General features: G+C 66.4%; 17 protein-coding genes. 3 read left to right on the top strand and 14 right to left on the bottom strand.

Translation table 11 applies throughout. The annotated features are described in order from the left end of the window. Positions 1-32: 32 nt before the first annotated feature. The 4 genes from HL666_RS32070 to HL666_RS32055 all read right to left on the bottom strand — a co-directional run bounded on the left by HL666_RS32070 (position 33) and on the right by HL666_RS32055 (position 4802). Complete coding sequence (locus HL666_RS32070) at positions 33-1640, bottom strand: ABC transporter substrate-binding protein (protein ID WP_172113351.1); 1608 nt, start codon at positions 1638-1640, stop codon at positions 33-35. A 51-nt stretch (positions 1641-1691) separates the two neighbouring features. Further along, positions 1692-2411 (bottom strand): HAD-IA family hydrolase, encoded by a 720-nt coding sequence (locus HL666_RS32065; protein ID WP_172185533.1) that lies wholly within the window; start codon positions 2409-2411, stop codon positions 1692-1694. A 158-nt stretch (positions 2412-2569) separates the two neighbouring features. Beyond that, the gene (locus tag HL666_RS32060; protein WP_172185531.1) at positions 2570-3946 is read right to left on the bottom strand and encodes an aspartate aminotransferase family protein; all 1377 of its coding nucleotides are present in this window, start codon (positions 3944-3946) and stop codon (positions 2570-2572) included. A 13-nt stretch (positions 3947-3959) separates the two neighbouring features. Further along, positions 3960-4802: a GNAT family N-acetyltransferase gene (locus HL666_RS32055; RefSeq protein WP_172134613.1), complete on the bottom strand. Its 843-nt coding sequence runs from the start codon at positions 4800-4802 to the stop codon at positions 3960-3962. A 167-nt stretch (positions 4803-4969) separates the two neighbouring features. Between HL666_RS32055 and HL666_RS32050 the strand changes: the two genes are divergently transcribed. Next, positions 4970-5638, top strand: coding sequence for a haloacid dehalogenase type II (locus tag HL666_RS32050; protein ID WP_172113348.1), 669 nt, complete (start codon positions 4970-4972; stop codon positions 5636-5638). 11 nt (positions 5639-5649) lie between these two features. Beyond that, positions 5650-6924 (top strand): NAD(P)/FAD-dependent oxidoreductase, encoded by a 1275-nt coding sequence (locus HL666_RS32045; RefSeq protein WP_172185529.1) that lies wholly within the window; start codon positions 5650-5652, stop codon positions 6922-6924. 21 nt (positions 6925-6945) lie between these two features. On the opposite strand, the gene HL666_RS32040 is transcribed toward HL666_RS32045, so the two are convergent. After that, positions 6946-7869, bottom strand: a complete 924-nt coding sequence (locus HL666_RS32040; protein ID WP_172185527.1) for a 2-hydroxyacid dehydrogenase — start codon at positions 7867-7869, stop codon at positions 6946-6948. A gap of 198 nt (positions 7870-8067) precedes the next feature. Here HL666_RS32040 and HL666_RS32035 point away from each other — a divergent pair, with 198 nt between their 5' ends. After that, complete coding sequence (locus HL666_RS32035) at positions 8068-8958, top strand: GNAT family N-acetyltransferase (RefSeq protein ID WP_172113345.1); 891 nt, start codon at positions 8068-8070, stop codon at positions 8956-8958. Positions 8959-9003: 45 nt separating this feature from the next. On the opposite strand, the gene HL666_RS32030 is transcribed toward HL666_RS32035, so the two are convergent. From HL666_RS32030 to HL666_RS31990, 9 genes are all read right to left on the bottom strand, one after another. Next, positions 9004-10512 carry a glycerol-3-phosphate dehydrogenase gene (locus HL666_RS32030; protein WP_172185525.1) on the bottom strand — a complete coding sequence of 503 codons (1509 nt, stop codon included), beginning with the start codon at positions 10510-10512 and terminating at the stop codon, positions 9004-9006. Continuing rightward, entirely contained in the window at positions 10509-11270 is a 762-nt protein-coding gene (locus HL666_RS32025) for a class II aldolase/adducin family protein (RefSeq protein WP_172185523.1), read from the bottom strand. Before HL666_RS32025 ends, HL666_RS32030 begins: the two co-directional genes overlap by 4 nt. A gap of 15 nt (positions 11271-11285) precedes the next feature. Next, positions 11286-12326 (bottom strand): 2-hydroxyacid dehydrogenase, encoded by a 1041-nt coding sequence (locus HL666_RS32020; protein WP_172185521.1) that lies wholly within the window; start codon positions 12324-12326, stop codon positions 11286-11288. After that, positions 12319-13899 carry an FGGY-family carbohydrate kinase gene (locus tag HL666_RS32015; RefSeq protein ID WP_172185519.1) on the bottom strand — a complete coding sequence of 527 codons (1581 nt, stop codon included), beginning with the start codon at positions 13897-13899 and terminating at the stop codon, positions 12319-12321. Before HL666_RS32015 ends, HL666_RS32020 begins: the two co-directional genes overlap by 8 nt. A 2-nt stretch (positions 13900-13901) precedes the next feature. Further along, positions 13902-15011 carry an ABC transporter ATP-binding protein gene (locus HL666_RS32010; protein ID WP_172134614.1) on the bottom strand — a complete coding sequence of 370 codons (1110 nt, stop codon included), beginning with the start codon at positions 15009-15011 and terminating at the stop codon, positions 13902-13904. Positions 15012-15026: 15 nt separating this feature from the next. Next, positions 15027-16130: an ABC transporter ATP-binding protein gene (locus HL666_RS32005; protein ID WP_172185517.1), complete on the bottom strand. Its 1104-nt coding sequence runs from the start codon at positions 16128-16130 to the stop codon at positions 15027-15029. A gap of 6 nt (positions 16131-16136) precedes the next feature. Then, on the bottom strand, positions 16137-16994 hold the full coding sequence (locus HL666_RS32000; protein ID WP_172113339.1) for a carbohydrate ABC transporter permease: 858 nt from the start codon (positions 16992-16994) through the stop codon (positions 16137-16139). A gap of 12 nt (positions 16995-17006) precedes the next feature. Further along, positions 17007-17933: a carbohydrate ABC transporter permease gene (locus HL666_RS31995; protein WP_172113493.1), complete on the bottom strand. Its 927-nt coding sequence runs from the start codon at positions 17931-17933 to the stop codon at positions 17007-17009. Between the two features lie 102 nt (positions 17934-18035). Then, a complete protein-coding gene (locus tag HL666_RS31990) occupies positions 18036-19475 on the bottom strand; it encodes an extracellular solute-binding protein (RefSeq protein ID WP_172113338.1) in 1440 nt (479 codons plus the stop codon). Positions 19476-19477: the final 2 nt, after the last annotated feature.

Raw genomic sequence — 19477 nt, 5'->3', positions numbered from 1 at the left:
GAGTGACCGACATCCAGCATCGGAGGCCACATTCACGAATCGAGCCAGACATACTCCGCGAAGGCATAGCCCATCATGCCGCCGAGCGGGCTCGGCTCCAAGCCCTTCAGCTTGGACGAGGTGGCATCGATATTGGAGATGTAGGCCGGAACGATGGTGCCCGCCTCCTCCGCGATCATGACCTGCATCTCGGCATACATCTGCTTGCGCTTGGCCTGGTCGAGCAGACCGCGTGCCTCCATCATCATCTTGTCGAACCTCTCGGACTTGTAGCGGCTCTCGTTCCACGGCGCCTCCGAGGCGTACAGCAGCGAGAACAAGATGTCCGGCGTCGGACGCGGATTGATGTTGCCGAAATGGACGGGCGCCTTCAGCCAGTAATTGTCCCAATAGCCGTCCGACGGGACGCGCTGCACGTCGAGCGTCAGGCCGATCGCCGCAGCGGAGGCCTGGATCACCATCGCCATCTCGATTGCGGAGTTTGCGGCCTCCGAGGCAACGACCGGAATCGAGGTGCCGAGCACGCCGGCCTTCTGGAACAGCGCTTTCGCCTTGTCCGGATCGAACGGTTTGGGCTTGAGGTCTGGATTGTGAAAGAAGTTGGCCGGAGAGACCGGCTGGTCGTTGCCGACGACCCCGAAGCCGCGCAGCACCGATTTGACGATCTGCTCGCGGTTCACGAGGTGCTTCATGCCGTCGATGAAGTCCTTCTTGTTGCCAGGCGCCATGTCGAGCCGGATGTTGAGGTCGGTGTAGTTGCCGGTCGTCGACTTCGACAGCGCGATGCCCTCCTTGCCCTCGATGAGCCGGAGCGAGCGCGGGTTGATGCTGGCCGCAAGCTGGATGTCACCGGACAGCAATGCGTTGACGCGCGCATTCTCCTCTGTGATCGCGATGAACTCGATCTGGTCGAGATAGGGACCGTCCTTGAAATAGCTCTTGTTGCGCACGCCGATGGAGCGCACGCCGGGCTCGAACGCCTCGCGGACGAAGGCGCCGGTGCCGTTGCCCTTGGAGAAATCGGTGGTGCCGTCGGCCACGATCATGAAGTGATGCAGCGCGAGGATCATCGGCAAATCGGCGTTCGGGCTCGCCAGCGTGATCTCGACCGTGGTCTTGTCGACCGCCTTGAAGCCGGTCATCTGCGCCGCGATCTTGGCAACCTTGGAGCCCGTGGCCTTGTCGAGATGCCGCTTCAGCGAGAACACGACGTCGTCGGCCGTCAGCGGCTTGCCGTCGTGGAAGGTGACGCCCTTCTTGAGCTTCACGGTCCAGGTCTGCGCGTCCGTCGACTCCACGGACTCGGCAAGCTCCATCTGCGCCGCGCCGTTCTTGTCGAGCGTGGTCAGCCGATTGTAGAACGAACAGCAGCGGACATAATCGGTCGAGAACGAGGCCTTGGCCGGATCGAGCGTGTCGGCCGTCGAGGTCGACCAACCCGCCGCCTTGATCGAGCCTCCCTTCTTCGGCGTCGCCGCGAAGGCGCGCTCGGCGTGGCCCAGGATGGTGCTGCCGGCAGCGAGCGCGACGCCGTTCGCGAACATCATCTTCAGGAGATCGCGGCGCGACGCGCCACGCCGGATCGCCGCCTCGATCAGCCCATCGTCACTCGCCGTCCAGTTGGTGATCCCGTTGCTCATGTCATCCGTCCCCTGTTTGCGATCCGGCAGAATGCAGTCGTCAGCAGCGCGTCATGTCGCAGGCACGTGGTCCACCGCGTCAGCCAGCTCGGCCATCGAGTGGAAGTGGAAATCTGGCTTCGTGAAAGAAGCAGGCGCGATCGTGCCGCCATAGCCCTGCTTGTCGTGGCGCCGCTCGATCCAGCAATTGGCGATGCCGAGCTGCCGGGAGATGCCGATGTCGTGATACTGGCTCTGCGCGACGTGCAGGATCTGCGACTTGGCACCGCCGTCGCGTTCGATGTAATCGAACACTTGCGTAAAGAAGGCCGGGTCCGGCTTCTCGGTGCCGGTGTCGTCGACCGTGAACGTCGCGTAGAACGGCGACCCCAGCTCGCGCTCGAAATGATCCAGCGCCCAGCGCCGCGCATTGGTCATCGCGATCAGCCTGTAACGCCTGGCCAGACGCGCCATCGCAGCAGCGCTATCGGGAAACGCCTGCCAATGCTTGGCGGACTCGCGGAAGCGCTCGCCAAGTGCGGCCTGCCTGGGCAAGCCCAGCTGCGGCGCAATTTCGTCGTAGACACGCACGAGGTCATCGGGAAAACGATCGGCATCCGCGGCATAGCGTGCAGCGCGGTACAGGCCGAGCGCCTGCTCGCCATCGATCTGCGTACCGAATTCAGCCGCAATCTCGCCCATGCTGGCAACGATCCCGCCTTCGAAATCGATCAAGGTGCCGACCACGTCGAAGGTCAGATACCTGAATTGGGCGAGATCCATCCTGCACATCCTGCTCTGCGACGACTGCTATTTGCTGGTCTAGTGTGGAGCCGGGTTCCGGCGAAAACTTCCGAATTGCAGGGACCCGACGGCACAAAATTGCGAAGTGGAGCACGCGCCGACATATCGGCGCTGCTGCACAGGCGGCGATCTGCCCGTGCCCGCTTTCACGGCATGGCCTGCCGCACGTCCGGATCGGCCAGGGTCTGGTCGAGCGTCCGTGCGGTCCGCTCGATGATGGCATCGATATCGGCGTCGCTGCAGCACAGCGGCGGCGCGTAGCCGAGCACGCCGGTCGGGAAGGCGCGAATGACGAGCCCGTTGGCCCAGGCCCGATCGAAGATGCGTTGCGACGGCTCGGCTATGGCCGGCAGCGGCGTCTTCTTCTCCTTGTCGACGACGAGCTCGATGGCGGCCAGCAGGCCGCGGCCGCGGACCTCGCCGACCAGCGGATGATCCTGCAGCGCACGCAGCCCCGCCATCAGCCGCGCGCCGGCGCGCCGGCCATTCTCCAACAATCCGTTCTCATACAGATCGAGTACGGCGAGACCGACGGCCGCGCTCACCGGATGGGCCGAATAGGTATAGCCATGTCCCACGGCCGCCGCCCCTGCCCCGTCGGCGATCACGCCGTAGACATGATCGGACATCAGCACCGCACCCATCGGCACATAGCCGGAGGTCAGCCCCTTGGCCACGGTCATGAAGTCCGGGACGATGTCGTCGTCGGTGCAGGCGAACAGCGGCCCGGTGCGGCCGAAGCCGGTGATCACCTCGTCGGCGACGAACAGGATGCCGTGGTGCCGGCAGCGCTCGCGCATCGCCTTCATCCAGCCCTCGGGCGGCACCAGCACGCCGCCGGAGCCCTGAATCGGCTCGGCGTAGAATGCGGCCACCCGCTCTGGCCCGCCGATTTCGGCGATCTTGATCTCGAGCGCGGCCAGGGATGCCGCGATGATCGCCGCAGGATCGCTGCCCACCGGGTTGCGGTACGCGTAGTGGGAGGGGATCTTGTGCTGCCAGTTGAGCGGCACGCCGAAATTGGCATGGAAGGCGGGCAGCGCCGTCAGGCCGGCGCCGACCGTCGACGAGCCGTGATAGCCCTGCTGCAGCGTGATGAACTGGTCGCGCTGCGGCTGGCCCTTCACGTGCCAATAGTAGTGAATGAAGCGCACGGTGCTATCGACGGCATCAGAGCCGCCGAGCGTGAAGTAGACGTGGTTGAGATCGCCCGGCGCGCGCTCGGCGAGCGCGGCTGCCAGCCGGATGGCCGGCTCGGAGGCGAGACTGAAGTAGCCGGTGGCGTAAGGCAGCTCGCGCATCTGCTTGGCGGCCGCCTCCACGATGCTCTCATGACCGTAGCCGGCATTGACGCACCACAGCCCCGCGAAGCCATCGACAAGCTGATGACCGGAGGCATCGGTGAGGACAGCCCCCTTGGCCGAGGCCAGCACGCGCGCGCCGGATGCCTCGTGTCCACGATAGGACGCGACCGGATGCACCAGATGGGCGCGGTCGAGCTCGATGAGCGAGTTGCTGAGCATGATGATCTCCGGTTCAGCCGAATGCCTGGCTGGCCAACGCAAATGACATCGCGGTCGGCGGAATCGCGGCGCCGGTGACTGGACGGCGCATGACGATGCCGCCGCCGACATCAGCCAGGCCGAGGCCGGCCAGCCACGGCGCGAGCCTGGTCTCGGTCCCCGTGTCGAGCCGGATGAAGTCCCCCTCGCGCCCGGCGAGAAAATGCGCAATCAGCGCCTGCGCGTCATCGAGCGCGGGCGCGACCACAGGACCGATCACGAAGCCACGGCCGAAGCGGCGCAGCGTGGCGAAGCCCGCGATGCGGCCCTCTCGTTCGAGCACCGCGACCTCGCCAATTGCGGCGAGACGCACAATCAGACCCCTGCGATCCGCCCCGAACGCCGCCGCATCGAGTGCAGTGACTGCGCCGAGATCGTCGTGCGCGGCCGCGCGGACGCGCTCCGTTCGTGCGATCGGCAGTCGGAGATGTCCCTGATGCTGGACGATCTCGCCGGTCCGGCGGAAGCCGAGCTTCTCGTACAGCGGTAGGCCGTCCGCGGTGGCGACGAGTTGCAGCCGCCGATCACCGGCAAGCGTCAGCGCCTCCAGCATCAAGCGCCGTCCGAGCCCCTGCCCGCGCTCGCACTCATCGACGATGACCATGTTGATGGTCCCGGCGTCGCCGCCATAGGGCGTCATCAGCACGGTGCCGATCACGCGCCCATCGGCGGCAACGGCAACGCACCCCTTGCTGACGGTGAGTGCGACCTGCCAATCCTCCCGGCGATGCGGCCAGCCGGCCTGCTGCGACAGCCGCGTCGCGGCCTCGAGATGCTCCGGGCTGAAAGCGGTGAGCGTTGCCGCGGCGGAAATCATGTCTGCACTCCTGTTCGGCATGGAGTCTGGGCGAGGCACACCCGGCAGATCGTCTGAAGGCGCCGACGCCCACGACATCTTCCGCCGCAAAATCGGGGCAAAGCCGCATCTTATGCTGGCGCCCCCGCCTATCATCAGGGCCGAAACCATGACCGGCATGAGGATCCATGAGCCGCTTTCGCCCGAAGTATGTGACCTTCGACTGCTACGGCACGCTGATCAATTTCGAGATGGCGGAGGCCGCGCGCGATCTCTACGGCGCAATCCTGTCCGAGCCGGCCATGACCGAATTCGTCAACGTCTTCTCGGCCTATCGCCTCGACGAGATCCTCGGCGCATGGAAGCCCTATGCCGAGGTCGTCAGCAATGCGCTGGCGCGCAGCTGCCGCAGGATCGGGATTCCCTACAAGCCCGCGGACGGCGAGATGGTCTATCAGCGCGTGCCGACCTGGGGCCCGCACCCGGACGTGCCAGCGGGCCTCGCCAAGGTGGCCAGGGAAATTCCCCTCGTCATTCTCTCCAACGCCATGACGGCGCAGATCCCGTCCAACGTCGCCAGGCTCGGCGCACCGTTCCATGCCGTGTTCACCGCCGAGCAGGCGCAGGCTTACAAGCCTCGGATGCGCGCCTTCGAATACATGTTCGACATGCTCGGCTGCGGTCCGGAGGACATCACGCACTGCTCGTCCTCGTTCCGCTACGACCTGATGACGGCGCACGATCTGGGCATCAAGAGCAAGGTCTGGGTCAATCGCGGCCACGAGCCGGCCAATCCCTATTACGGCTACACCGAGATCAGGGACGTCTCCGAACTGCCCGGCGTGTTCGGTCTCTAAGAGTGCCTGCGATGAAATATGTCTCCTACTGGCGCGACACCGCGACCGCTTTTGCCGGCGGTCACACCGGGCCCGTGGAGGGGCACTACGACGTCGCCGTCATCGGCGGCGGGTTCACCGGGCTCGGCGCAGCACGACAGCTCGCCAAGGCCGGCGCCAAGGTGATCGTGCTCGAGGCTGATCAAGTCGGCTCCGGCGCGTCGGGGCGCAATGGCGGCCATCTCAACAACGGGCTGGCGCACAGTTATCTCGCCGCGAAAGCCGAGCTCGGGACCGAGCGCGCGATCGCCCTCTACAAGGCGTTCGACGACTCGATCGACACGCTGGAGCGCCTGATCGCGGAGGAGAACATCGCCTGCGATTTCCGTCGCTGCGGCAAGCTCAAGCTCGCCTCGAAGCCGGGGCATCTCGATGGGATTGCGCGGAACTTCGAAGCGATCAACCGCGAGGTCGATGCGGATACGGCGCTACTCACGGCGGAAGACCTGACATCCGAGATCGGCTCGCCGTTCCATGGCGGCATGCTGTTCAAGAAGAGCGCGATGATGCATATGGGCCGCTTCGCAGCCGGTCTGGCCGCGGCAGCAAGCCGCCACGGCGCCGTCATCGTCGAGCAGGCCGCCGTCACCGAGCAGGTGCAGGAGGCCAAGGGTTTTCGCCTGACCACGGCCAGGGGAACGGTGCGAGCCGAGCAGGTGCTGCTCGCAACCGGCGCCACCACGCCGTCGGCCTTCAGCTATTTCCGCCGGCGCATCATCGCCGTCGGCAGCTTCATCATCGCGACCCGGCCGCTCACGGTGGCCGAGGCGGCGTCGGTGCTGCCGAGCAACCGCACCTATGTCAATTCGATGAACATCGGCAACTACTTCCGCCTGTCGCCGGACAACCGCCTGATCTTCGGTGGCCGCGCGCGTTTCTCCGCAACATCGGATCAACAGTCGGACGCCAAGAGCGGCGCCATCCTGCAGGCGGCAATGCTGAGAATGTTCCCGCAACTCGCGGGCGTCGCGATCGACTATTGCTGGGGCGGCCTCGTCGACATGACCGCCGACCGCTATCCGCGCGCAGGCCGCCAGGACGGGCTGTGGTACGCGATGGGCTATTCGGGCCACGGCGCGCAGCTCTCGACCCATCTCGGCATGATCATGGCCGACGCGATGCTCGGCCGCGCCGATAAGAACCCGATGAAGGACGCCGGCTGGCCGGTCGTGCCCGGCCATTTCGGCAAGCCCTGGTTCCTGCCGCTCGTCGGAGCGTACTACAAGACGCTGGACTGGATTCGCTGAGCCGTGGCGGTGCGCCGGTCATCAGTAGCCGCGTCGGCGGTCGACGAGACCGACCGGCGCAAGACCCGCGCGGTGCCGCTTGATGTTCTCGGCCACCGCGAGCGCCGCCGATTCCGGCTGCGTGACGCTGGCGACATGCGGGGTGATCAGGACACGCGGATGCCGCCACAGCGGATGATCGGCCGGCAGCGGCTCCGGATCGGTCACGTCGAGCACCGCGCCGGACAAATGGCCGGTGTCGAGCGCGTTGAGCAATGCCGCCTGATCGAGCTGCGCGCCCCGCCCGGTCTGCACCAGCGCGGCGCCGCGCGGCAGCTTCGCGAGCAGCCCGGCGTTCAGCAGGCCGCGCGTCTCGTCCGTCAAAGGCAGAAGACAGATCAGGATGTCGGTCGTTGCCAGCAACTGATCGAGACCGTCGGCACGGTGATAGGTGGTCACTCCGTCGACCGTGCGCGAGCTGCGACTCCATCCGGACAAGGGAAAGCCGAACGGTTTGAGCCGCTCCAGCACGGCCTGCCCGAGCATGCCCAGGCCGAGCACGCCGATGCGCCGCTGCTGCGCCTGAGGCTGCGCGACGGCCCGCCACTGCTGCTGTCGCTGCTGATCGAGATAGACCGGCCAGCTCCGATGCAACGCCAGGACGGCCAGCGTGACGTATTCCTGCATCATCCTGACGATGCCGTCCTCCACCATGCGGACGATCTTGACCTGTTCGGGCACCGCCGCGGCGTTGAACTGGTCGATGCCGGCGCCGATCGAGAACAGGATCTCGAGATTGCGATAGATGCCGAGATCCGCCGGCACCAGCCAGCTGATCATGTAGCGGACGTCGTCCGGATCGGCTCTGGCCGGGTCGATCTCGAACGGGAGGTCCGGCAGCTCGCGCGCGAGGACCTCGCGAAAGATCGCGCCGCGCCGGGCATCCGAGTTGAACAGGAAGGTCATGGCCGTCATTCCGAGCGGACCGGCCGGACCGATCCGGCCTCGCCCATCTCCGTCATGCTAGCGGCGCGGAGCATGTATTCCATGCCGAATACGGACGAGGATTGAGTGGAATGTTGCGCGGATCTGTCCGAAAAACATCGATGTGGCCGCCTGATGCCGGCATCGACGGCGCGGAAGCGACCGACAGGGAAGACGGACATGGATGATCCCAGCGTCGAATCTCGCGCCGTCGACGTCTTCGAGATGCGCCTGGCCGATATCGAAACGGTCGACGTCGCACAGCTCCTGGCGTTGTCGATCGCGGTCCGCTGGCCTCACCGCGCGGCGGACTGGCAATTCATGCGCAGCCAGGGACGCGGCCTCGTCGCGCTCGACGAGATCGGCCGCGTCTGCGGCTCGGCGATGTGGTTTCCCTACACCGAGACGTTCGCCGCCGTCGGCATGGTCATCACCTCGCCTCGCCTCCAGGCGCTCGGCACCGGCAGCTGGCTGATGACGCGCGTGATCGCGGAATGCGGCGGACGCGCGCTTCGACTCAATGCCACCAACGCGGCGTATCGGTTGTACAGCTCGCTTGGCTTCCAGCGCGAGCGGACCTTGTACCAATGTCAGGGTAAAGCGAACGGCGCAGCCGCGAGCTCGGTTGCGACCGAGGGCGTCCGGCTGCTGGCGGAGGCCGAGCTGCCATCGGTGATCGAGAATGATGCCCAGGCCTATGGCGTGGCGCGAGCGAAGCTGATCACCGCTCTGTTCCAGCGTTCGCATGGCTATGGCCTGTTTCGATCCGGCCGGCTCGCGGCGTTTGCGCTGTGCCGGCCGCTCGGACGTGGGCACGTGATCGGGCCCGTCGTGGCGTCGTGCGACACGGACGCGATCGCCGTCATCGCTCCGCATGTCGCGGCCCATAGCCGCCAGTTCCTGCGGCTCGACACGCACAGCGAGGGCGACGAATTCCGCGCCTTCATCGCCGGCGCCGGCCTCGCGCTCCATGATACGGTGACGACGATGTCGTTGCGGCCCCACGGAGCCGAACCGCCGACTGGCGGGTCGTCGACCTGCTACGCGGTCGTGAGCCAGGCATTCGGCTGAGGGACGACAGGCCCGTCGCGGTCGGCTCCAAATTCGCCGGATCGATCAGAGCCCCGCCTCGAACGCCTCGCGCTCAGCACGGCTCAGATGCAGGCCGTGCTTGGTGCGCCGGTCCAGGATATCGGCTGCCGTGACTGCCCATTCCCGCTCGCGCAGATAGGTCAGCTCGCGCTCGTAGAAGGTGCCACCGAAATGGCGGCCGAGATCGTCGGCACGGCGCGCCGACCCGAGCAGGTCGCGCGCGCACGTCCCGTAGAGCCGCGCATAATGCGCGACGGCCTCGCGCGGCAATCCCTGATACTCCGCGGCGAGGTCTTCGAGGAACTGCTCGAACGACGCGCCGATGTCGCCGCCGGGAAGGCAAGCGCCCGCCGTCCATGCCGGTCGCATCTGCGGAAACCATGGCGCAAGGCGCTCGAGCGCCTGCTCCGCGAGCCGGCGGAAGGTCGTGATCTTGCCGCCGAAGATCGACAGCAGCGGCGGCTGGTCGGAGCCGCCATGCACCTCGAACACGTAGTCTCGGGTGACCGCGGACGGATTGTCAGCGTTGTCGTCGTACAGCGGCCGCACGCCGGAAAACGCGTGAATGATGTCGGCCTTGCCAGGCGCAGCGCGGAAGTAGCGGTCGAGCACGGCCAGAAGATAGTCGATCTCGCCGCCCTCGATCGCGACGTCCTCGGCGCGGCCATCATGCACGATGTCCGTGGTGCCGATCAGCGCGAGATCGGTCTCATATGGGTTGACGAAGATCACGCGGCGGTCGGTGTTCTGCAACAGATAGGCCTGCGAGCCGCTCCAGAATTTCGGCACGACGAGATGGCTGCCCTTCACGAGCCGCACATGATGCGCGGAGTTGAGGCCGACGACGCCCTGCACCACGTCCTGCACCCAGGGACCGGCCGCATTGACCAGAGCCCGCGCGCGGACGATCTGCACCTCGCCACGCTCGGAGCGCATCTCCAGCCGCCAGCAATCAGCTTCGCGGCGCGCGCTGACCGCGCGGGTGCGCGGAAGGATCGTCGCGCCGTTCCGCGCGGCATCGACGAGATTGAGGATCACGAGCCTGGAATCGTCGACCCAGCAGTCCGAATATTCGAACCCGCGCCGGAATTCAGGACGCAGCGGCGCGCCCTCCGGCTCGTGCGCGAGATCGACGTTGCGGCTCGCCGGCAGCTGCTTGCGGCCGCCGAGATGATCATAGAGAAACAGCCCGGTGCGCACCAGCCAGGCCGGACGCTGCTCCGGCGAGTGCGGAAGCACGAAGCGCATCGGCCAGATGATGTGCGGTGCCGAAGCCAGCAGCACCTCGCGCTCGATCAGCGCCTCGCGCACCAGCCGAAACTCGTAGTATTCGAGATAGCGCAGGCCGCCATGGATCAGCTTGCCGGAGCGTGACGAGGTGCCTTGCGCGAAATCGTCCTTCTCGCACAGCAGCACCTTCAGGCCGCGGCCGGCGGCATCACGGGCGATACCGGCGCCATTGATGCCGCCGCCGATCACGGCGAGGTCCAACAGACCGTGATCGGTTCCGCTGCGTGAGACCGTCCCGTTCATCGCGCGCTGCTGTGCTTCTTCTCAGGTCTGCGACCAACAGCGGCAGCGCGCGTCTTCGATGCCGGCTTCTCTGGGGTCTTGGCGGACTTCGCCGCTTTGGCCTTGGGCTCCTGCAGCCCATAGGTGGAAAAGCCCTGCGCCGTCTCGGCGATCTCGGCGTCGCCGAGGATGTGCGGCTGGCCGAGCGCGAGCGACAGGTAATACTGCTTCGCAATGGTCTCGAGCTCGACCGCAAGCCACATCGCTTTGTCGAGGTTGGCGCCGACCGCGATCATGCCGTGATTGGCGAGCAGGCAGCCGTTGCGTCCCTCCAACGCTTCCAGCGCCAGCTCCGAGAGCTCGGCCGTGCCGAAGCGCGCATAGCCGGCGCAGCGGATATCCGTGCCGCCGAACGCCGCCATCATGTAGTGGCAGGCCGGGATCGACTTGCGCGCGATGGCGAGCACCGTGGCGTAGGTCGAATGGGTGTGCACGACGCCGCCGACATCGGGGCGCCCACGCATAATGTCGAGATGAAACCGCCATTCCGTCGACGGTTTCAGCGGACCGTCCCAGGAGCCGTACTCGCCGTCGAGCGGCATCGATGCGATCATCTCGGGCTTCATCGAGTCATAGGGCGTGGCCGACGGCGTGATCAGCATGCGATCCTTGTAGCGGGCGGAGATGTTGCCCGAGGTGCCCTGATTGAGACCCGACGCGTTCATCCACCGGCACTTGGCGATGATGCTCTCGCGTAGCTGTCGTTCCTCGCGATTCATTTGAAAGACCTTTCGTCAGCAGGGATTGAGCGGCGGCTCACCGGCGAGATAGCGGCGAACCTCTTCGGCCGCCTGGTCGGCGGCAAAGGTGACGGTGCGCACGGAGGCGCCGGCGATATGCGGCGTCAGCGTGACGTTGGGGAGCTGCAGCAGCGGCCAGTCCGGCGGCGCGGGTTCGACCGCGAAGGTGTCGAGCATCGCGCCGGCAAGCCGCTGCGAGCTGAGCGCGTCATAGAGCGCGTCGTAATCGACCAGCGGGCCGCGCGCCGTGTTGATCAGGATCGCGCCCGGCTTGATCTTGGCCAGCGCCTCGCGATCGATGAAGCCGGTGGTCTCCGCGGTCACCCGGGCGTGCAGGCTGATGACGTCGGCCCGCGCCAGCAACTCGGAAAGCGCGACATGCTCGACGCCGTCGTTGCGGTCCTGCGCGCTGAGCTGAACGTAAGGGTCGGTCACCAGGATCCTGCAGCCGAACGCCTTCAAGAGCTTCACCACGCGGGTGCCGATCGCGCCATAGCCGACGATGCCCACCGTCATCTCGCCGAGCTCGCGCCCCGTCCGATCGGCGCGGTAGAGATCGCCGCGCCAGTCGCCGCCGCGCATCGATTCATGGCCGCTGCGAATGAGCCTGGTCTCCGCGAGCATCGCGCCGATGGTAAACTCGGCCACCGCGCTGGCGTTGCGTCCAGGTGTGTTGACCACGAGCACGCCGTGATCGCGCGCCGCCTGCATGTCGACATTGACCGGGCCGCCGCGGGAGACCGCGATGAATTTGAGGCTCGGCAGCCGCTGCAGCATCGCGCGCGAGATCGGCGCGAGATGCGTCACCAGCAGCGGCGCTTCGCCGATGAATGCGGCGAGCTCATCGGGATCGCCCATGAACTCCTTCAGCCCGTCGAGCTTGGAGCCGGCATAGCCGTGCTCCATCGGCTCGTCCGGCCAGGGCTGCTCGAGCATGCGGATGTCGATGGCATCGCCGCAGATCGCGGTGATGCGCTCGGCGAACACCGAGGGCAGCATGAAGCGGTCGCCGATGATGGCGATGGAGCTAGACATGATTGGCTCCTGCACGCTGGGCGGCGAGTTGCCTCCACACCGGTCGCGCGGCAAGACGCGCTTCGACATAGGCCGGAAACAGCTGCGCATAGCGCTCCGCGAGCACCGCATCCGGCGGCTGCGGCTCATCGAGATACGGTCTCACCCACTCCTCCGCGCAATCCATCATGTCCGGATAAAGCCCCGTCGCCACGGCCGCGATCATCGCGGCGCCCGAGGCGCCGGCTTCCTCGCGCCGGCAGACCCGGATGGTGCTGCCGAGCACGGCACCCAGAATCGTTCCGAGCGCACGGCTGCGGGCGGCGCCTCCCGTCAACCGGATCTCCGTCGGCAGTGACCCCATCGCCGCGTAGCAGTCGCGTGCGGCGAAGGCCAGTCCTTCCATCACGGCCCGCATCAGATCCCAGTAGCCATGACGCGTGCGCAGGCCGATCAGCTGCGCCGAGGCCTCGTGGGACACGAACGGCCCGCGCTCGCCGGCGTCGGAGATGAACGGATGATAGAGCAGCTCGCCGGCCGTGGCCGCGAGCACGCGCTCGTCCAGCCGCCGGATCAGATCGTTGCGCGACCGCGCGATGCCTTCCATCGCGAGCACTCCGCGCGCGACATCGAGCAGCCAGTCGATGTTCAGGGTCGCCGCCATCGTCGACTGCATCTGCGCGTAGTGACCCGGCGCGGGGAACGGCATGGTGTAGCCGGTCGCCTCGGCATTCAGCTTGACGTCATCGGCCGATGTCGCAAGCCGCATATGCATCCCGGTCGAGCCGATGATGGTGCAGCCGACATCCGGCGAGGGATCGTAGAGTCCGCCGCCCAACGCGTTGCAGATGACGTCGACATAGCCGAGCGACACCGGCACGCCGGCTCGCAAGCCCGTCTCCGCCGCCGCAGACGGAGTCAGCGCGTGCGTCGTCACCACGCCATCGACGACGTCGGGAAACAGGCGCATCGACTCCGAGATGCCGATCAGTCGCGCCGCTTCGTCGTCGAAGCAGCGCCCACGGAAGTCGCCGCAGGAGAACGCGGCCTCGGACGGATCTGTCGCCCGCTGTCCGGTCAGCTTGAAATAGAGCCAGTCCTTGCAATGGAACACGGTGCCGGCGCGTACCAGCGTCTCGGCATCATGCGCCTGAAGCCAGGCCAGCTGCGGCCCCTGCTGGCAGGCATTGAGCCCCGACCCGGTGCGCCGATAGTGCGCGGCATTGCGCTCGCCTGATCGAAACGACTCGACCAGCCCGGCCGCCCGCGAGTCGAGCCACAACAAGGCCGGCGCCACCGGCTGGCCATCGGCGTCGATCAACCATGTACCGTCTCCCTGCCCTGTCACCGCGATCGCGGCGACCCGGCGGGAGAGGTCCGGCCACGCGGCCGCAAGGCCGCGCAGGGCCGCGACCGTGTCGCTCCAGGTCCTGTTCATGTCCTGCTCGACGCGGCCACCGGGGGACGTCGTGTAGCTGTTGGGAATCGCGAAATCGCCCAGTTGACGGCCGTCCCGAGCGAAAGCGACTGCCTTGATCACCGACGTCCCTGCGTCGATGCCGATGATCACGTCGCGGGTCGCCGAGGACGCCATGTTCAGCGTGCCTCCGCGTGGCGAACGCAGACGCCGTCAGCGCCGAAGATGTGAAGATGGCGCGACTCCAGCGCGCACGGCACGAGGTCTCCGGGCCGCGCGGCGACTTTGCCCGACGTCACGGCGACCAGCAGATGCCCGGCGCATTCGCCCGCGATGTGCGACTGATCGCCGAGCCACTGGTTGGAGATCACGCGCAGCCGCGCCTCGCCGCTGCCGATCGCGATCCGCTGCGGCCGGATGCCGACCTTGATCCGGTCGCTCTGCACCAGTGCCTGCTGGGCGGCGACGTCCAGCGTCTGCCGGGGGACATGGAAGGCAAGATCGGCGCCCACCGCCAGCCGGAAGCCACCGTCCTCCTGCGTCACCGCCGTGTCGAGCAGGTTCATCGGCGGCTCGCCGATGAAGCTCGCAACGAACAGATTGGCCGGGCGGTCCTTCAACTCGCGCTCCCCGCCGAACTGCTGCAGCACGCCATCCTCCATCACGGCGATACGGTCGGCGAGCGCGCTCGCCTCGGTCTGGTCGTGGGTGACGAAGATCGCGGTCATGCCGCGCTCGGCCAGAAGGCCCTTGATGCGGCCGCGCAGCACGGCACGGAGCTGCGGCTCGAGCTGCCCCATCGGCTCGTCGAGCAGATAGAGGTCGGCATCGCGCACCAGCGCGCGCGCCAGCGAGACGCGCTGCTGCTGGCCTCCGGAGAGCGCGCGCGGGTGGTGGTCCAGGATGTCCTCGATCTCGACCAGACGGGCGATGCGATCGACGCGCTGCGTAATTTCGGCGCGCGACAGCTGCTGGGCTTTCAGGGCGAACGCGATGTTCTCGCGCACCGTGAGTGGCGGATACAGCGAATAGCCTTCGAACGCCATCGCCACCCCGCGCTTTGCCGGCGGTAGATCATGGATCGGTCGCCGCGCCAGCGCGATGGAGCCCGCGCTCACGCTCTCGAACCCGGCGATCATGCGCAGGGTGGAGGTCTTGCCGCAGCCGGACGAGCCGAGCAGCGCGACGATCTCGCCCGACCTGATGTCCATGTCGAGCGCGCGCACGGCGTGGACCGGCGGCTTGCCGCGGCTGTGATAGATCTTGTCGACGTTGCGGATCTCGAGCATGCCCATGTCAAACCCTCACGCGGCCTGCCGGCGCGGCGGTTGGCCGATGCGCTCGCCGCTGGCATGGTCGAACAGCAGCGCCGCCTCCGGCGCGAACCGTACGAATACGTCCTCGTCGGCACCGGCCTCCAATGCCTCGGGCGCCATCGCAGCCAGCCATTCCGAGCCATCCGCAAAGCGCAGCAGCACCACCGCGCGCTCGTGGATCGGCGTGACCGCCACGATGCGTGCGGGGATCGCGCCCTCGCCGCCTTGGCCCGTCACCATGACATCGTCAGGCCGCACCCCGAGCCAGCAGCGCGCTCGTGCGTCGGATGGCAGGCCGTTGGCATCGAGCCGGATCTGGGTTCCGGCCACGGTCGCCGTCAGCCTGCCCTGCTCGGCCACCGGCGCGACCTCCGAGAGATTGATGCTGGGATCGCCGAACAGCCGCGCCACCGCGACCGATGCCGGCCGGGCATAGATCTCCTCCGGGCGCGCAACCTGCACGAGACGCCCGTTGATCAGCACCGCGATCCGATCGGCGATCGCCATCGCCTCGCGATAGTCCTGCGTCACGTAGAGCACCGCAGCAGAGCCTCGGCGCAACAGGCTCGGCAGCTCCAGCCGCATCTCGTAGCGCAGCTTGGCGTCGACGTTGCGCAGGGGATCGTCGAGCAGCAGCACCTCGGGATTGCCGATCAGCGCGCGGGCCAGCGCCGTGCGCTGCTTCTGGCCGTTGGACAATTCGCGCGGGCTGTGGCCGAGCACGTGCTCGATCTTCAACAGACGGCTCATCGATGCGATCTTGGCCGCGATGTCGCTCGCCCCGGTCGCGCGCAGGCCGCTCGCGATATTGTCGCGCGCGCTCATGTGCGGAAACAGCGCAAAGTTCTGGAACGCCATGCCGATGCCGCGCTGCTCCGGCGGAGCATCGACGATCGAACGGCCGCCGACCAGGATGTCGCCGCCGTCGGGCTCGAACATGCCGGCGATCATGCGCAACAGCACGGTCTTGCCGCTGCCGGACGGGCCGAACACCGCAACGATCTCGCCAGGCTCGACCGTCAGCGACACGCCCTTCGCGCAACCGGCGGCACCGAAGCTCTTGTCGACGGATTTCAGTTCGAGACGCGCCATGGATGCTCACCCCTTCACCGCACCGAGCGACAGACCTTCGACCAGATAGCGCTGCGCGTAGAGCGCGAGCAGCAGGGTCGGCGTCACCGACAGCACGATCGCCGCGGCGATCTGGCCGTACTGGATGCCGGACGCCGTCACGAAGGCCAGCGCCCCCACCGTCACCGGCTGCTTGTCGGCCGAAGCCAGGATCAGCGCGAAGACGAAATTGTTCCAGCAGAAGATGAAGGACAACAGGCCGGCCGCCGCGATGCCGGGACCGGCGAGCGGCACGGCGATGCGCGTGAACGCCTCGCGCCAGGAATGCCCGGCCAGCCGGTAGGCGTGCTCGATATCAGGACTGATGTCCTCGAAATAGCCGCGTACGATCCACAGGATCAGCGGCAGCGCGATCAGCTGGTAGACCCAGACGATGCCGAAATAGGTGTCGTTGAGGCCGAGCTGCTGGTAGTAAAGCGACAGCGGCAGCAGCACCAGGAGCGGCGGCGCGAAGCGGAACGACAGCAGCGTGAACGCGATGGTCTCGCCGAGCCTGAACTTGAAGCGCGCGAACGCATAAGCCGCGGGCACGCCGAGCAGCAGCGCCAGGATGACGGACGCGCTCGACAGGATGAAGCTGTTCATGAGGTTGCGCATGAACGAGATCTGCAGATTGCCGGCGGCGGTCTTGAGCTGCCCCGAGATCAGCGCCTCGTAATTGGCGAGCGTCGGCTCGAACAGGATGCGCGGCGGAATGCGTAGGATCTGCTCGTTGCTCTGGAACGACATCAGGAGGATCCAGACGATCGGGAACATGAAGAACACAAGCACCATCGCCAGCGCGATGCCGCGGAAGATGCGTCCAGCGAGACTGGAGTGATCCATCGGCGACCTCCCTCAGGCGTGACCATGGGCGCGAGCGCGCAGCCGCAGCCAGTTCTTGATGAAGATGTTCGACAGGATGTTGGTGATCAGCCACAGGATCATCAGAAGCGCCGCCGAACGTCCGACGTTGGTGTACTGGAAGAACTCCAGATAGGCCTGGACCTGGAATACCATCAGCCGGTCACCGGGGCCGCCCTGGGTCATCGCATAGACGATGTCGAACTGCTGGATGGAATCGAGCAGACGGAACAGCGAGGCCGTGATGATGTAGGGCGCGAGCATCGGCAGGGTGATGCGGAAGAACACGAAGCTCGCGGGCACACCGTCGAGCGCCGCCGCCTCGAACGGCTGCCGCGGCAGCGAGCGCAGGCCGGCCAGCAGCAGGATCATGATGAAGGGCGTGTAGACCCAGACGTCGACCAGCACGACGGTGAACAGCGCCGTCGATGGATCGGACGCCCATTTGAAATCGGGCGCGCCCAGCAGGCCGACCAGATAGGACAGGATGCCGAAGCTCGGATTGGTCATCAGCTTCCACATCAGCGCGGCGATCGCCGGCGCCGTCATCAGGGGCAACAGCAGCATGATCGAGACGGCGTTGTGGAAGCGCGTCGGCCGCCGCAGCAGCAGCGCGATGCCGAGTCCGAGCAGCAGTTCGGCGATCACGGTCACCGCGGTGTAGACCAGCGAGATCCGCAGCGTGTTCCAGAATGCCGGATCGGACAGGAAGTCGATGTAATTGTCGACGCCGATGAAGCCGCGCAGATATGGCAGATTGAGCCGGTAGCGCTGCAATGAATAGACCGCGGCGGTGACGAACGGCACCAGGATGGCAATGCACACCAGCAGCGCCGGCAGGCTCAGCAGATACGGCAGCAGCCGCCCGCGCCAGCGTTTCGTGCGGCGCGGCTCCGCCTCGGACTCGACAAGTTGGGCCATGCTCATGACAGGCGTGATCACATCGTGGCGGGATAGGGCCGACCCGGACGCTTGTGGGGAGCGTCCGGGCCGACAGGCGGCCATGGGAGATGCGGCGCGGCCTCAGCCGAGGCCGGCCTGCTTCAGCTGACGGTTGATGCTCTCGGCCAACTTGTCGAGGCCCTCGTCAACGGTGATCTCCTTGGCCACCATCTTCTGCAGCGACGCCGCCCACTCCGTCGTGAGGTCGAAGAACAGCGGCTGCGCCGTGAAGTAGATCTTCGCTCCGGGCGCCGAGAGGTCATGCTGTTCGAGATAGCCCGGATACGACTTGGCGATGCGGTCGCGGAACTCGCTGTCCTTCCACACGGAGGTGCGAACCGGGTTCACGAAGTCCATCTTGCGCGCGCCGAACAGGTCGTGCTCGACCGAGGCCGCCCATTGCATGAAGGTCCAGGCCGCATCCTTCTGCTTGGAGAAGCTCGACATCGCCAGCGACCAGATCCACACGTTCGGTGTCGGCGCCTTGGCGGCCGGATTGGCCGCGAACGGCGCGTAGCCGAGATTGCCGCGCTCCTTGTTCTCGCCGCCGTTCATGAAGTAGCCGAGAATGTCGGCGTCGAAGATCATGCCGGAGGCACCGGCGCCCAAATCAGTGCCGACCTGGTACCAGGTGTAGGTCGACCAGTTCTTCGGACCCGAGCCCTGGATCATCCTGACCCACTTCTCGTGGAAATCCTTGGAGGCTTTGGTGTTCATCGCGGCCTTGAGCTTGCCGCCTTCCATCACGAAATCCTTCTGGCCGAAATTGGCGTAGGCCGAGAGGAAGCCTGGATGGATGGTCGCCCACGAGCGCGAACCGCGCACGCCGACGCCATAGGGACCGCCGGCATCCTTGGTGATCTTGGCGGCGACCTCCAGCATGTCGTCGAGATTGGTTGGCGGCTTGACGCCGACCTTGTTGAAGATGTTGCGGTTGTAGGTGACGTTGTTGAGCTCGTAGCCCCACGGGATGCACCACTGCTTGGCCTTGCCCGAGCCGAGCTCGGAGCCGGCGACGCCGTCCCAGGCGGTCGAGGAGCGCAGGCCCGGCAGCACGTCGTCCCAGGCAAACGCCGGATTGGTCTTGGCGGGATCCTTGATGTAGGTGTTGAGGTCCTCGATCCAGCCCGCCGGACCGTAGGTCCAGGTCATGTAGGCGCCGGTCATGAAGGCGTCGTACTGATCCGACTTCGACGACAGCGCCGCGGTCACCTTGTCGAAATAGACGTCCTCCGGGAAGATGTCGTAGGTGACGTTCATGCCGGTCAGGCTCTTGAACGCCTCGATGTCGCCGATCATCGCATCGACGTAGGGATGCTTGTTGAGCAGCAGCTTGACGGTCTTGCCGCTATGCGCCTTCCAGTTGAAGTCGGCGGCCATCGCCTTCGACATCGCCGAGGCGAAGGCTGCGTTGGCGGCCACGCCGGCGATACCGAGCTTGGCGGCACCGTCGAGCAGATCACGCCGGCTGATGCGCTTGCCGGCGTAGGACGCAAAGAGATTCTTCTCACGATCGTACATGT

The sequence above is a fragment of the Bradyrhizobium aeschynomenes genome (assembly GCF_013178945.1).
Taxonomy (GTDB): Bacteria; Pseudomonadota; Alphaproteobacteria; order Rhizobiales; family Xanthobacteraceae; genus Bradyrhizobium; species Bradyrhizobium aeschynomenes.
This window is presented reverse-complemented; position numbering and strand designations above follow the sequence as displayed.